Origin of the sequence: Mesorhizobium sp. M7A.F.Ca.AU.002.02.1.1, assembly GCF_003998535.1 — a bacterium.
In the GTDB taxonomy this organism is placed as follows: domain Bacteria; phylum Pseudomonadota; class Alphaproteobacteria; order Rhizobiales; family Rhizobiaceae; genus Mesorhizobium; species Mesorhizobium ciceri.
Genome location: NZ_RZPB01000076.1, coordinates 1 through 13,988, shown reverse-complemented (window position 1 = coordinate 13,988; position 13,988 = coordinate 1). Strand labels below are relative to the sequence as shown.

General features: G+C 62.8%; 13 protein-coding genes. 2 read left to right on the top strand and 11 right to left on the bottom strand.

All coding sequences use genetic code 11. The features are described from left to right. From EN879_RS07635 to EN879_RS07620, 4 genes are all read right to left on the bottom strand, one after another. Window positions 1-910: glycosyltransferase family 2 protein (locus tag EN879_RS07635; protein WP_164774336.1), on the bottom strand; the 910-nt coding region annotated here is incomplete at its 3' end. Next, window positions 900-1,850, bottom strand: coding sequence for a glycosyltransferase family 2 protein (locus tag EN879_RS07630; RefSeq protein WP_063169887.1), 951 nt, complete (start codon window positions 1,848-1,850; stop codon window positions 900-902). The genes EN879_RS07635 and EN879_RS07630, both read right to left, overlap by 11 nt. Then, on the bottom strand, window positions 1,850-2,845 hold the full coding sequence (locus tag EN879_RS07625; protein ID WP_063169886.1) for a glycosyltransferase family 2 protein: 996 nt from the start codon (window positions 2,843-2,845) through the stop codon (window positions 1,850-1,852). Before EN879_RS07625 ends, EN879_RS07630 begins: the two co-directional genes overlap by 1 nt. Before the next feature lie 40 nt (window positions 2,846-2,885). Continuing rightward, a complete protein-coding gene (locus EN879_RS07620; RefSeq protein WP_063169885.1) occupies window positions 2,886-4,058 on the bottom strand; it encodes a glycosyltransferase in 1,173 nt (390 codons plus the stop codon). A gap of 185 nt (window positions 4,059-4,243) precedes the next feature. On the opposite strand from EN879_RS07620, the gene EN879_RS07615 reads away from it, so the two are divergent. Together EN879_RS07615 and EN879_RS07610 are read left to right on the top strand one after the other, a co-directional pair. After that, window positions 4,244-5,740 carry a lipopolysaccharide biosynthesis protein gene (locus EN879_RS07615; protein ID WP_063169884.1) on the top strand — a complete coding sequence of 499 codons (1,497 nt, stop codon included), beginning with the start codon at window positions 4,244-4,246 and terminating at the stop codon, window positions 5,738-5,740. A 52-nt stretch (window positions 5,741-5,792) separates the two neighbouring features. Further along, complete coding sequence (locus tag EN879_RS07610; RefSeq protein ID WP_013528105.1) at window positions 5,793-6,815, top strand: phosphoribosyltransferase family protein; 1,023 nt, start codon at window positions 5,793-5,795, stop codon at window positions 6,813-6,815. Window positions 6,816-6,833: 18 nt separating this feature from the next. Here the strand turns inward: EN879_RS07610 and EN879_RS07605 are convergent, their stop codons facing one another. From EN879_RS07605 to EN879_RS07575, 7 genes are all read right to left on the bottom strand, one after another. Beyond that, window positions 6,834-7,913 carry a glycosyltransferase gene (locus tag EN879_RS07605; protein WP_127274000.1) on the bottom strand — a complete coding sequence of 360 codons (1,080 nt, stop codon included), beginning with the start codon at window positions 7,911-7,913 and terminating at the stop codon, window positions 6,834-6,836. Window positions 7,914-7,987: 74 nt separating this feature from the next. Next, window positions 7,988-8,437 carry a hypothetical protein gene (locus EN879_RS07600; RefSeq protein WP_013528107.1) on the bottom strand — a complete coding sequence of 150 codons (450 nt, stop codon included), beginning with the start codon at window positions 8,435-8,437 and terminating at the stop codon, window positions 7,988-7,990. A 13-nt stretch (window positions 8,438-8,450) separates the two neighbouring features. Further along, window positions 8,451-9,893, bottom strand: coding sequence for a GMC family oxidoreductase (locus EN879_RS07595; RefSeq protein ID WP_063169883.1), 1,443 nt, complete (start codon window positions 9,891-9,893; stop codon window positions 8,451-8,453). 92 nt (window positions 9,894-9,985) lie between these two features. Beyond that, on the bottom strand, window positions 9,986-11,317 hold the full coding sequence (locus tag EN879_RS07590; RefSeq protein ID WP_013528109.1) for a UDP-glucose/GDP-mannose dehydrogenase family protein: 1,332 nt from the start codon (window positions 11,315-11,317) through the stop codon (window positions 9,986-9,988). 67 nt (window positions 11,318-11,384) lie between these two features. After that, window positions 11,385-12,239 carry a family 16 glycosylhydrolase gene (locus EN879_RS07585; protein WP_024501832.1) on the bottom strand — a complete coding sequence of 285 codons (855 nt, stop codon included), beginning with the start codon at window positions 12,237-12,239 and terminating at the stop codon, window positions 11,385-11,387. 154 nt (window positions 12,240-12,393) lie between these two features. Beyond that, the gene (locus EN879_RS07580; protein WP_127273999.1) at window positions 12,394-12,789 is read right to left on the bottom strand and encodes a hypothetical protein; all 396 of its coding nucleotides are present in this window, start codon (window positions 12,787-12,789) and stop codon (window positions 12,394-12,396) included. Window positions 12,790-13,079: 290 nt separating this feature from the next. Then, a partial coding sequence (locus tag EN879_RS07575) for a glycosyltransferase (protein WP_127273998.1) occupies window positions 13,080-13,988 on the bottom strand: 909 nt, incomplete at its 5' end.

Sequence of the window (13,988 nt, the reverse complement as noted above, 5' to 3'; positions counted from 1 at the left end):
GCATGCCCATATGCCTGACCGCCGCCGGGTCGCTGAGCGCAGTCCGGATCGCCTTGAGCGGGGACCGCGCCTTGATGTGCTGTACCAGTGACAGAAACGATGCCGCCTTGCGCAGGCTGCGGCCACGCCGCGCGAACGCGGCTTGCGCGGCCTCATCCATCCGATGGGTTTGAGCGAACACGGCATCCGCCCTGCGCATGGCTTCGACGTGGTGAAGCTCGAGCACGCGCGAAATGGAGACGCTGCGAATATGGTAGGCATAGCCGATATCGGGCTCGACGACGCATTTTCCGCCGTTGGCCAGGGCGGCGGCAAAGAGGATGTAGTCTTCGCCGATCCTCAGCTTCTCGTCATAGCGAAGCCGGTTTTCGTTCAGGAACTCGCGCTGGAAGATCGGCTTGAGGTAGCCGAGGTTGAACTTGGATTCGAAGACGATGTTGCCGGCGATGTAGGTGGCCAGCGAAATCTCGCGCAAGCCTTCCAGATATTGCCGCGGAAACATCGCGTCCTCGATAACGCCGTCCTCGCGAACGACCTGCAGATTGTCGACGGCGATCTGGGCATCCGCGCTTTCGGCACGCGCGATCATCTTGGCGAGCCGGCCGGGAAAGACCGCGTCGTCGGAATCGAGAACCGCGATCCATCTGCCGCGGGCGGCATCGAGGCCGGCATTCCTGGCGCCGCCCGGGCCGCGATTGCTTGGCAGGGCGATGACACGGACGATATCCCCGGGATAGGCCCGCGCAACATCGAGCGTCGCATCGCGCGACTTGTCGTCGACGACGATGATTTCGACGCTGACACCCTTCTGGGCGATGGCGCTGGCGATCGCCCGATCAAGGGTCGTCTCGGCATTGTAGGCGGCAATAACGAAGGAAACATCGGGGATAGAGCTGACGTCAGGCTGCACGCTTGCCTCCCTCCTGTGGCGAAGGCTGGCCATAGAGGCGGATTTCGCGGATGCCGACGAGGCCGCTGACGACACCAACATGCATAATGCCGCGCAGCACGCTGCGGTTCCTGCGTACCGGACTGACGACGACCGGAAGTGCCGAGGCGAAGCAATAGATGGCCTTTGCCGAGGCCAGGCCGACCTGCTTGGCCAGACCGATTCCGCTGGCGCTGCTGCCCAGGAGATGGCCATGCGTCTGGCCGACGCGGAAGCGGCGGCGGCCGAGCCAATCGAATGCCGCCCTGGAGCGCGGCACCACCTCGTCGACCCATGCCTCGGGCGAGAAGGCGATGCGGCCGCCTGCCTTGTGCATCTGGTCGAAGAATTCGGTGTCCTCGCCGCCGGTCTGGCCACGCGCCAGGCTGAAGCGGCGGCCGCGCAGGCTGTCCGAGCCCATCCGCAGCAGAACGTTGCAGGTGTAGCCGGTCTGGATCTCGCCGCGCACCCAGACGGGCAAGGTCGAATGGAAATCGCCGCGCCGCATCCAGTCCGGCGCGTCCGGGCGATAGCGCGCCCTGACCGGGCCGAGCACGGCGGCGGCACCGCTTTGCTGCGCCATCGCGGCCAGTTCGGCAAGCCATGGCGTCGTGGCCGTCTCGTCGTCGTCGATGAAGGCGACGAAATCCGCGGTGCTCGCATCGAGGCAGGCGTTGCGGGCGATCGAGATGTTGCGCGCCGGGGCGTGCTGATAGTGGATCGGCACCGTCAATTCCCGCGACAGCGCCGCCACCAGGTCACGGGCCGATGGGGTGTCGTCATTGTCGGCGACGACGATGCGGACATCGAATCCCACCGGCATCTCCATGGCGTCGAGCGAGCGCAGCGTGTCGGCCAGTTCCGGCCGGCGGAACGTGCAGACGCCGATGTCGATGCTGCGGTTCTTTGCCGACACCGCCATCAGGCCACTCCTCGTCGCGAGCCGAGGCCGAGAAGCTGCAGCCAGAAGCCGACCGACCAGCCAAGATGCATGACCATGGCCGAGACACCGGCCAGCGCAACGTCGGCCTTGCGCTGGCGGATAGCCGTCACCAGCCCGTAGCCCAGGCACACCGACGCCCACAGCAGCAGCGGCACCGCCGCCAGCCAGTGCACGAAAGAGAAGGCCGCCAGCAGCACCACCGGGAACACCAGCAGCGGCACCATCTGCCTCACCTTCGGGATGACGCGATGCTTCAGCACATTCTTGGCACGCCCGCGACCGTAGCCGAGATACTGGAAATAGAGGCCTGAGAGCGAGCCGCGCGGGTAGTAGACCATCTGCGTCTTGCCGCTCATCCAGATCTTGTAGCCGGCCTTGCGCAGGCGATAATCGAGCTCGGCGTCCTCGTTGTGGCTGAACGTTTCGTCATAGCCGCCGACGGCGCCGAACGCCGATATCCGCATCAGTGCATGATGGCCGTGATCGATCCACTGTCCCTGCGAAAGATGCCTATGCTTCGAGCCGCCGGTGCCGAGCTTGGAGTTCTGCGCCGCGGCCGCTGCTTTCTGCACGGCACCGCTGCCGCTGGTCAGCATCGAAACGACAACCGAATCCGCTGATGTAGCCAGCGCTTCCTCGACCAGCCGGTCGCAATAATCGTCGGGATAACCGCCATGCGCATCGATGCGGATGAGATAGTCGGCACCATCGCCGAAGGTACCGACGGCGAGATTGATCGCCGCGCTCTGGATGCGCCGCTTGTTGTGGAGCAGGATAACCCGCGGGTCCCTGGCAATGACTTCGTCTACGATGGAAAGCGTGCCGTCGGTGCTGCCGCCGTCGACGACGATGATCCGGGCGCCAAGCCTGGCGGCCGCGGGCCGCAATTGATCGAGCAGCGCACCGATATGGGCGGCTTCGTTCAGGCATGGGATAACGATCAGGCTGGATGAGGGTTTTTCCGTCTGCGTCATCAACCTCTGTCCATCTTGCCTCTGTCCATCCCCTGCCATCCTATGCCAATGCCTCGGCGGCAAACGAACCGGGCACGGCGGTCAGGCTGCGCAGCCGCTCGACAAGCGCACGGCAATCGCTGCGATCGTAGCTCCAGGTCCTCGGGTTGCGCGCCAGAACACGCCCCTTCAGCCTGGCGAAGCGATGCTCCTCCATCTTGCCTAGCGCGGCTTCGAGCGCTTCGGGCGACGCCTGCGGCAACAGCACGCCGATATCCTGCTGCTTGAGGAACCGCCCGGTCTCGGTATTGCCCATCGAGATCGGCACCGCGCCGAAACGGCAACCCTCATAGAGCCGGTTGGGCAGAAGCCATTCGGAGTTCTGCCCCGCTTCGAAGAAATCGATCGCCCAGGAAAAATGGACATCGTTGTAGATCGCCGCCATGTCTTCCGGATTGCGGTAGGGCCCGAGAAACGACAGCCATGGCTCGGCCTCGACAAAGCCGTGAAAGTCAGGGAATTCCGACAAAGCCGGACGGCCGCGCAGCACGATCTCGAAGCGGCCCTCCGTGCGGCGGGAGAAATCAGCCAGCAGCTCGAGCGAGCGGCGGCAGCGCAGCGCGCCGAACCAGCCGATCCGCCATGGCGGGCCGACCGGGCTCTCATCGGCCTCGGCAGCGCCGGGCACAATCGTCGCGGCCTCGAAATATTTGTTTTCGACCAGCTCGATGGGTGCCGCGACCTGGCCGAACGGCTTGAAATAATTGGCGATGAAGGCAGGCGAACTGGTCACCAGCAGCTTCACATCCCTGGCCAGAAATCGTTCGGTGGCACGCAGCGCCTTGCCCAGGACATCGTTGCGCAGCACAAGCCGATGAATGTCGAGGCACTCGTATACGATCGGAACCGATGCACCGAAGGCTGACCTGGCGCGGCGGGCAAGCGCCAGCATTTCCAGGTTGCGCGCGACGATGACATCCGGCTTTGGCATTCCGCCCAGCTTCGAGCCTATCGAAACGGCTGCTTTGGCTACGGCCGCGAGGCGTTGGCCGAATCGCCCGTCACGCGTCCCGCCGAGGTCGATCGGGCGCAGTCCCTCGATATCCGCAATCGGATTCGCGGTGCGACGGAATCCGGCCAAGGTGACCTGGGCCCCACCTGCCCTGAGCATCGTGATCCGCCGGCGCACCGCCGGGTCGGAAACGTCGTGCACTAGGTACAAGACATGCAGCATAAAAACTCGACCGCTGTTGGCCCACCCGAGGGAATGCTAGTACAGGTCTTGCTGCATCGCAACATTTTTGGTGCGGCGGTCCACGTTTTCTGTTGCACTGCAAAATTATTGCCGTAGTTTGTGGTCGGCGGCGGTCGTGGATTTTCGGGCTCGAAAATCCACGTAAAAAATCAGGAATCCTGAATTTGGAAGCCAATGCATTCGATCCGCCAGAAGGCTCCTTGCGCAAATCGGTTGGGCGCGGCGCGGTTGTCACGGCCATGGCGCAATCGGTGCGGGTCGCGACACAGATTCTGTCGGTTATCGTGCTGTCGCGGTTGTTGTCGCCACAGGATTTCGGTGTCGTGGCGATGTGCGCGCCGGTGCTTGCCTTTATCGCACTGTTCCAGGATTTCGGCCTGACCCAGGCAACGATCCAGAAATCAGGCATCCGGCATGAGGAGGTGAACTACCTCTTCTGGATCAATGTCGCCGTCAGCGCGATCCTGGCTTGCGTGCTTGCGGGTGCCGCGCCCCTGGTTGCTGCCTTCTACGGCGAGCCGCGCGTGACAGGTCTGGTGGCTGCGTTCGGGCTGCAGATCATGGCCTATGGGCTTGGCGCCCAGCATCTGGCGCTCTTGACGCGCCGTATGCAGTTCGGCCGGCTGGCCGTCATCGACGTCGCCAGCGCCATCGCCGGGCTTGCCGTGTCGATCGCCTGGACCTTCATCGATCGCTCCTATTGGGCCCTGTTTGCCGGCACGCTGACCGGTGCCGTGCTGCCGACGCTCTGCTACTGGGCGAGTTCGCGCTGGCGTCCGGGCCTGCCGCGCAAGGTCGCCGGCATCGGCGAGCTGATCAATTTCGGCGCCGGCATCACCGGCTTCAACTTCGCCAATTTCTTTGCCCGCAACCTCGACAACGTGCTGATCGGCAAATATTGGGGCGAGGCGCAGCTCGGCCTCTATGACCGCGCCTACAAGCTGCTTCTGTTTCCGCTGAGCCAGATCACCAACCCCTTGTCGAAGGTGATGGTTCCAGCACTTTCCAGGCTGAAGGACGAGCCGGATCGCTACCGCAGCGCCTATCTGCGCGTCATGCCGCTGATCCTGCTGGTGGCGCTTCCCGGTGTCGCCTTCGCCACCGCGATGTCGGATGTGCTGATCCCCTTCGTGCTCGGCGAGCAATGGCGCGCAAGCGCCTCGATTTTCCTGGCGCTCGGCTTTGCCGGGCTGCTGCAGCCGCTCAACAATCCGGCGGGGTGGCTTTTCGTCAGCCAGGGCCGCTCCGGCGATTTCATGCGCTGGGGCATCATAACGGCCGTGACGTCGGTGCTGGCTTTCATGCTCGGCCTGCCCTATGGCGCGCTGGGCGTGGCGATCGCCTATGCGATCAGCGAATATCTGCGGACGCCGTTCCTATGGCTCTATGTCGGCAAGAGCGGACCGCTGCAGGCGCATCATGTGCTGCGCGCGGCAACGCCGTTCGTGCTTGGCGCCCATCTGGCGCTGGCCGCGATCTGGTTCGTCAAGCCACTGCTGCCGCAGCAGCATGTCGTCGCCCTGGCCAGCAGCGCCGTGTTCGCCTACCTCATCACAATCATCATCGCACTGGCATTCGCCTCCGGCCGCGAAGCCTTGCGCGAGGCGCTCAAGATGCTGCCGGCAAGGCTGCCTGCGGCAGCGCCGCGCGAAGCGCAATAATTTGGGCGTCTTCGACTGCTACGGACATCTCCTCCAGGACCAGGTCTGAACCATGCACTACCGATCGATCTCCGATATGAACGACGCCATCGTCAGGGGCCTGCACCGGCTGCCGCGCGACATCGACCTGGTCGTCGGTGTGCCGAGAAGCGGCGTTTTGGCAGCGACGCTGGTCAGCCTTGCGGCGAACATTCCGATGACCGATCTCGACAGCTTCCTGGCTGGGCGAATCTACACATCAGGCGTCACCAAGCGCCGGGCCGCTCTCGACCGCAAGGTTTCCGAGATGCGCAAGGTGCTGGTGATCGACGACAGCGTCGCCGGCGGCAACGCCATGCGCGACGCACGCGCCCGCATCCAGGCTGCGGGCATCGAGGCGGACTTCACCTTTGCCGCCGTGTTCGGCCTTGAGCCCCTGCACCAGGAAACCGACCTCGTCTTCGAGGTCGTGCCGCATCCGCGCATGTTCCAGTGGAACTTCATGCATCACAAATTCCTGGCGCAATGCTGCGTCGACATTGACGGCGTGCTGTGCCTCGACCCGACAGAGGCGGAAAACGACGACGGCCCGGCCTATGAGAAATTCCTCAGCGAAGCGCGGCCGCTCCATGTCGCGACCCACAGGATCGGCTGGCTGGTCACCAGCCGGCTGGAGAAATACCGCGCGCTCACCGAGGCATGGCTCGCCAAGCATGAGATCAAATACGACCAGCTGATCATGCTCGATCTGCCGAGCAAGGCGGAACGGCAACGACTCGGCGCGCATGGCAGTTTCAAGGCCGATTTCTACCGCAAGTCCGATGCCATCCTGTTCATCGAGAGCGAGCACGAACAGGCGCTGAAGATCACCGAACTGTCAGGCAAGCCGGTGCTGTGCGTCGAAACGCATATGGTCAGCTTCCCCGACGCGCTGTCGCTGCCGGCACTTGGCCAGGCGGCCCGCAACCTGCCGGCAAGGCTGCGGCAGATCAAGTCGCAAGAGGGCCGCAAGAGCGCCGCCAAGACCATTGCCCGCGCACTGCTTGGCGCCCGCGGCTACGAGACGCTGAAAAGCCGGGTCAAGCGTCCGGCCTGACCTGCTCAGGCGGCGTCGTCAGGCCGCCTGTCGCGCGCGCTGCTGCATGGCCCTGTCCAGTATCGAGAAGAAGGTGATGAACTGGCGATCGGGATCGAGTTCCGGGCGCCCGGCGAAGCTGCGAGCGAGACTGGAAAGCCGGTCATATTCCTGGTTGTCGTTCCACAGCCGCCTGACGGCCGCGACCCAATCGGCCAGCGGAGCATCGTAATCCAGCACCACGCCACCGGAGCCGACAGCCTCGGGCAGACCGCCGCGCCGCGAACCGATAACGGGGATTCCGCTGCAATGGGCCTCCGAAGCGACGCGGCCCCACGCCTCTTCCCACTTGCTGGGAGCAAGCAGGATCTTCGTGCGGCCATAGACCGTCTTCATGTCGCTGGTGCGGCTCTCCAGGACGACATTGCCCAAGGGAGCGATCGTCTGTTCGATCCGCGCCCGGTGATCGTCGTCGAGCTTCCAGCTTTCGACGAACAGGAATGGAATTTCGCGGCAGGCGCCGGCAATCCGCACCGCGAGCTCAAACCCCTTTTCCTCATAAGGGTTGATCAGCGTGACGAACTGGCCCGTCGTCGGCGTCGAGTAATGCGCCGGGTTGATGGTTGGCGGGATCACCGCTGCCTCGATGCCGAATTCTTTTTTGTAGGTTCGCGCGGTGAAATCCGAATTGGCAATGTAAAGCGCCGAATGCAATTCGCGCAGATCGCCGCCCAGTTCATGGAACTCGACATTGCGGAGATAAACGTCCAGAGGCACGCCCTCCGCCTGCAGCGCCTTGCCGATCGGAACCGATTTGTGACACTGGACCACGGCGACATCGGGCTTCAGCCTGTCGACGGCATAACCCGCCGCTTCCCAGGGAAACCAGGCCCGCACCACCGGATAGCCGGGATAGCTGTCGACAACCGCCGGCTGCCGCAACAGCTTCATCTTGGCGCGTGCCTTGAAGCCGAAGACACCGTCACCGAACAGGGCGGCGAGCACAGCCGCTTCATGACCGTGCTCGATCAACTGTTCGGCCAGATGATGCGTGCTCGACTGAACGCCGCCACTGAACTCGGGCGGGTAGCCGTTGCCGCCTGCAAAGAGAACTTTCATGATCGGGCTCCTTGTCGCATCTCGTATTCCTTGCTCGGAGACAACAGGCAAAGGCCGCCGCCTCGCTTTCGACGTCAGGCAAGTTTCGGCGGCTCCAGATTGGCGAAGGGATTGGTACAGGATTGCCAGCCGGTAAACCGGATCGGGTCGTTGGGCGAACTGCGCCAGGCGTAGTCCGTCAGCATATGGAATTCGGCGACGACCCAGCGGTCGAAATGCAGCAGATCTTCCCGCTTCCGCCGGGGCAGCAAGCGACGCGCGGCGCCCAGTTTGAGCTCCTCCACCAGGGTGACGGCATCACTCAGTTTTTCGCTTGGGAAATTCCATGGATTCCTGTCGCGGAACGCCAGCACGAACTGCTGCAGATGCTCGATGCGGATGTTCAACTTGCCAAGATATTTTTCCAGCGTGACGCGCACCAGATCCTCGTCCGAGAAGGAGGAAACGGTGGCGTAGGCGACCCCCGTCGAAACCACTCCGCCAGCCAAGACGGCCAGGGCCGAGCGTCTGGAAATCTCGATCATGCGATACCTCCTTTCACGCGATCCGGCTCGCCGCCCGCAAGGACAGCGCTGCCGCGGTCAGGCTCGGGTTGGCGCAGGAGCAGCTCGGATAGGTGCTGGTGCCGACGACGACCAGGTTTCTGAGCTGATGGTGGATCATGCCGCTGTCGACCACAGAATCGGCCGGGCCGGTGCCCATCCTCAGCGTGCCCTGGACGTGCGATTCGGTCGGCCGAATGCCGCGGTCGAAGAGCTTTTCGACCGGCAGCGGCGCCAGAAGGTCAGGCAATTTCTCCAGAGCGCGCGCCATGCCCTTCACCGCGTAGTCCGATGGCGCCTTGAAGCTGACGAAGGCATTGTCATCCGCGTCAAGCGTGACGTAGTTCTCGGGGTCGAGCAGGTTCTCGGTGACCACGACCAACGGCAGCGCCTGGCGTAGCCGCCCCTTTTCGGCACGCATTCCGTGCTGCCAGCGGTTCTCGAAATAGACCAGTGCCGCCGCATGCTCCGATCGGTGAGGACCATCATAGAGGCCGAAATTCAGGCCGGTTGTGATGGTGCTGCCGTCGAAATTGTCGACACCGTCGAGATAGACCTCGAAATTCCAGCCGTAGGATTCATGCAGGCCGCTGCCGACAAATTCGCCGCCCAGGCCGGATCGCAGCATGATCGCCGCACTCTGGATGGCATTGGCGCCGAGAATGAAGAGATCGCCGCTGACCTGGTATTCCTTGCCGTCATGGCTGAACGTGACCGAACGGACAGCACCGCCGACGTGATCGAGCCGGCGCACTTCCGCACCGAGGCAGACCGAGATGTCGGGATGCTCGAAGACGTGCATCAACCCGTTGTTGACGGTGAATTTGGCGTCGACCGGGCACAGCCAGCAACGCAGATTGGCACAGCACGAGCTGCGCTGCGCGGTCGGCACGCGAGCCCGCGCGGTTGGCATGACGAAGTGCTGGTCGGGCTGCGCCGCCTTCATCATCCTGTCCGGTGTCGACATGCGATGCGGCGGTTGCGGAAACGGCTTCGAGCGGGGCAGCATCGCCGCCATGTCGGGGTCGCCGGAGATCGACATGATGTCTTCCGCGTCGCAGTAGAACGGCTCGACGTCGTCATAACTGATCGGCCAGTCATTACCGATGCCGTAGGTGCTTTTCAGCCGGAAATCATTGGGATGAAATCTTGGCGTCTGCGCGAACCAGCAGTTCGTCCCGCCACCCAGTCCGATCGTGTAGTTCCACGGCTTGTCGGAATTGGTCTTGTAGGTCGTCTCGTCTTCGATGTCGGTGTTGACGTTCTGTTCGAGCTGCCATTCATGGGTGTTGTGGCGTCCCCACTCCAGCACCAGAATGCGCGCCTTTCGGCGCCTGGCGAACTCATGCAGGAAGAAGGCCGAACCGAAGCCGGAACCGATCGCGACGAGATCGAAATGATCCTTGGTGATTTGCTCCGGCTTTACGTCCAGCACCATCAGCTACAACTCCACACAGAAATACGCGCTCAACCCCAGCGTCCGCAGGCCGTGTGCGGACCGGTCTTGCATCCGTCTGACAGGGCCCGGTCTCATGCCGCCATTCTGCCGATCGAGTGATATTCGATGCCATGGCGGGCGATGACCTTGGGGTCATAGAGGTTGCGGCCGTCGAAGATGACCGGCGTGGTCAGCGCGTCCTTCACCGCGTCGAAGGACGGCGCGCGAAAGCTCTTCCATTCTGTGGCGATCAGCAGCGCATCGGCGCCGCGCAGCGCCGCCTCCTTGGTGCCGCACAGAAGCAGGTCGTCGCGCAGCCCGTAGATGGCCTGGCATTCCTGCATCGCCTCGGGATCATAGGCCTGCACATTGGCGCCGGCCTTCCAGAGCGCCTCCATCAGGACGCGCGCCGGCGCCTCACGCATGTCGTCGGTGTTGGGCTTGAAGGCCAGACCCCAGAGCGCAAAGGTCCTGCCTTTGAGGTTGCCCTTGAAATAGCGGTCCACCTTGTCGAAGAGAACCGATTTCTGTGCGTTGTTGCGCTCCTCAACGGCGCGCAGCAGCTTGGCGTCGAACTTGACGCCTTCGGCGGTCTTGATCAGCGCCCGCACATCCTTCGGGAAGCACGAGCCGCCATAGCCGAGGCCCGGATAGATGAAATGGTAGCCGATGCGCGGATCGCTGCCGATGCCCTTGCGGACCTCCTCGATGTCGGCGCCGAGTTGTTCGGCCAGATTGGCCATCTCGTTCATGAAGCTGATCTTGGTCGCCAGCATGCAGTTGGCGGCATATTTGGTGAATTCTGCGCTGCGCACGTCCATCACGATCATCTTCTCGTGGTTGCGATTGAACGGCGCGTAGAGTTCGCGCATCACAGCCTCGGTGTCCTCGCTGTCGGTGCCGACGATGATGCGGTCCGGCTTCATGCAGTCGGCAACCGCGGACCCTTCCTTGAGGAATTCCGGATTTGAAGCGACATCGAAAGCCAGGTCCTCGCGGCCTCTTTTCTTCAGCGTGTCGGCGATCCTGGCCTTCACCTTTTCGCAGGTGCCGACCGGCACCGTCGACTTGCCGACGACGATCTTGGGTTTGTCCATTTCGCGGCCGATGGTCTCGGCGACTGCCAGCACATATTTGAGGTCGGCCGAGCCGTCCTCGCCCGGCGGCGTGCCGACCGCGATCATCTGGATCTCGCCGTGCCTGACAGCGGCGGCGGCATCCGTTGTGAACTTGATGCGGCCGGCGGCATGGTTCTCCTTGACGAGGTTTTCCAAACCGGGTTCGAAAATGGGAACCAGGCCCTGGTTGAGCCGCTCGACCTTGGCGGCGTCGATGTCGACGCACACCACCTGGTGCCCGACTTCGGCAAGCACCGCCGCCTGCACGAGGCCGACATAGCCAATTCCAAACACCGTCAAATTCATTCGGTTTCATTCCCATGCAAGGCAGCGGACCGTTTTCGGCCCCGCCGGTTCAAATCGACTTTCCCAACTACTTTACACTGCATGCCAGCGATTCCGGAAATTGACAGGGTTCGCCGAGCGCCGTGAAGGCGACCCGCTCGACCTGCAGGGAAAGCTTGCGGCCCGGATCCGCGAACGCTCCCATCCAGCCCTTCATCGTATCGCTGCCCCAAAAGCTGAAGAATATCTTCTGTGCATGGCTGGGCAGCTTCGCCGGGTCGGTAATCGTGTTCACCAGTTGGCCGTTGACGTACCATCGCAAGCTGTCCTTCTGCCAGACGAAGGCGTAGTCGTTGAAGGCCTTCTCCGTGCCGCCCGGTACGTCGACCAGTTTCTCGTTCTTGCCCTTGCCCGCGATATAGGCGTTGACCTGCACCTTGGAGGTGTCCTTGGTCAGGACCTCGAAGTCGATCTCGTCCCAGGGCTGCTTGTCGCTTGGACCGATATAGGTGAAGAACGCGGCGTTGAGGCCGGAGCCGGTATCGGTCTTCAGCCGTGCCTCATAGGTGCCATAGCCGAAGCGCTGCTTGGTCTGGATCTCGCCGCAGACGTAGTCGCGATCCTTCAGCGTCTGCTTTTCGAAGCCGAGCGACAGCACACCATTCGACAGTTCGACCATATTTTTCGACCAGGTGCAATTCTGATGGCTGCCGTTGTTCCAGCCGTCGGAAACATACCAGCGCGTGCGGTCGAAGCTTTTGAAATCATCGACAAAGGACGGCGATGTCGGAATGTCCTGGGCATGGGAAGGGGTTGCCAGGAAACCGCCAAGAGCAGCCAGCAGCAACGCACCGAGCGACCCCAGCCGCCGGGCGGCTTGTCCGGTCCGATATGCGAGAGGCGGTGCGTCAATTGCCGTCGTAGGTTTCGGATTCCAATTCATACCAAACTCACCTTTGCGCTGTGTGTCCCCAACCCAAAGTCGACGTTCGAACCGCTCCTGCACGGGCCAACCTTGACCTTCCTTGTGACCCTCTCGATTGCTTCTGCTTCCCGCCTTGCATCAAATCTGTTGCAACAGTTCCGAGCCTTCACGTTCAACCTCTGCCGGCGCCTGCCGGCCAGGCGAATTCCGCCGCGGCGGCCGAGGAGGCATCCTCGTCAAAGACCGTATCCAGCGAATGACGGAGCTCTTTCATCATGCCGTCCTGGCGCGACAGCGCCGCGATGCGGCGCTCGCAATTCAGGATCGACTGTGTCAGTGCGCTGACTTCCGAAGACCGCTTGTCGGAAGCAGAGCCGTTTTCCATCGCTTCGACCAGACAGGCGGCGTTGGTCGACGTCGTCCGGTAGCGATTCTCAAGCCCGGTTCTCTCGGCCTCGATCTCGGCCGCAATCTGCTCGAACAGCTTTGCCAGACGATCAAGACGTGAAACATCGGCCTGACGGTCGCGGGCCGGATCCCTTGATCTGAAACCGAATATCGAGGCCATGAACTCAGGTTCCCGTCATCGCCGGCTTGTGGGCCGGGCTTCTGGCCGATCCCCGCAGCCGGGGCTCAAAAACTCGTGTTGCGTTGTCGTGCTCCTTTTGAGGGAGAGACATCAGACCAATCCGATCGGGGGCCAAGTTCGGCTGGTCGTCCACTATGCTGCACCGCAACATAGACTGCCATCGTCGGAGCCGCGAGGCAACCACCCAATTCGTAAACTCATAAATCCGACCGAAATGGTTTGCGTGATGACATGCCGCGAGTGGACAAATCGCTGCATCGGGACCGCTCTCAGCGTTCCTTGCCCGTGCTGGTTCCGGCCATCAGAAAGCGCAGCGGCGGCACAGGCTTTTGGCTGGACACAAGGCCGACACGACGAAACAGCGCCTCGAGCTTGTCGGAAGCCACGCCCTGGACGATGGGGACGAGGTTGGACAGGCTGGCGAAGGCGTAAGCCGCAGCCGAGCCCAGCCCCCGCTCGGCCTTGACGTCAAGGAAATTACGCAGCCGATATTTGTCGCGCACGTGCCGTTCATGCCGCCGCAGCACCGCCTTCGAGCCTTCCGGCAGGCTGTCGATCGCCAGCAGCGCCAGATCCGCATCGGCCAAACGCTTCAAGTCCTGGGTCTTGTGGCGGCCGCTCAGGGAATCGGCGCGGACGATGGCGCCGTAGCCGCAGGAGCGAATGACCTTGAACCGCGCCCCGCATGCGACCGCGCGGGCGTAGAGTTCATAGTCCTCGCCCAGCCGCAGGCTCTCGTCGTAGCTCAACCCATGGCGGTCGAGGAAGGCACGGCTGATCACCGGCTTCAAAAAGCCCAGTTCGCCCCTCTGCACGCGGCGCCTGGAGATGTTGCCTTCGACGAAACGCTCGAAATCGAGGAATTCCGGATCGGCGGCAAATTGCGGCGCGACGATTTTCGTCGCGTCGCCTGTCGCATCATCCCTGATCAGCATGATGTTGTCGGCGGCGAAATCCCAATCGGCGCCGGCAAACAGGTTGCGAAACCGGCCTTCGAGGAAGAAATCGTCGGCATCGAGAATGCTGATGAACGGCGATTTCGAGCCGGCGATGGCTGCGTTGCGGGCAAAGGAGGGGCCGCGATTGACATCGAGGCGCATCACGGAGAGCCGCCCGCTGCCATCATCGGCGGATCGTGCGACACCGGCGGTGTCGTCGGTGGAGGCATCGTCGACGAC

Coding starts and splice junctions, on each gene's coding strand:
- EN879_RS07630 (WP_063169887.1), bottom strand. CDS start 1,850: ATGGCGGTGTCGGCAAAGAACCGCAGCATCGACATCGGCGTCTGCACG.
- EN879_RS07625 (WP_063169886.1), bottom strand. CDS start 2,845: ATGACGCAGACGGAAAAACCCTCATCCAGCCTGATCGTTATCCCATGC.
- EN879_RS07620 (WP_063169885.1), bottom strand. CDS start 4,058: ATGCTGCATGTCTTGTACCTAGTGCACGACGTTTCCGACCCGGCGGTG.
- EN879_RS07610 (WP_013528105.1), top strand. CDS start 5,793: ATGCACTACCGATCGATCTCCGATATGAACGACGCCATCGTCAGGGGC.
- EN879_RS07605 (WP_127274000.1), bottom strand. CDS start 7,913: ATGAAAGTTCTCTTTGCAGGCGGCAACGGCTACCCGCCCGAGTTCAGT.
- EN879_RS07600 (WP_013528107.1), bottom strand. CDS start 8,437: ATGATCGAGATTTCCAGACGCTCGGCCCTGGCCGTCTTGGCTGGCGGA.
- EN879_RS07595 (WP_063169883.1), bottom strand. CDS start 9,893: ATGGTGCTGGACGTAAAGCCGGAGCAAATCACCAAGGATCATTTCGAT.
- EN879_RS07590 (WP_013528109.1), bottom strand. CDS start 11,317: ATGAATTTGACGGTGTTTGGAATTGGCTATGTCGGCCTCGTGCAGGCG.
- EN879_RS07585 (WP_024501832.1), bottom strand. CDS start 12,239: ATGAATTGGAATCCGAAACCTACGACGGCAATTGACGCACCGCCTCTC.
- EN879_RS07580 (WP_127273999.1), bottom strand. CDS start 12,789: ATGGCCTCGATATTCGGTTTCAGATCAAGGGATCCGGCCCGCGACCGT.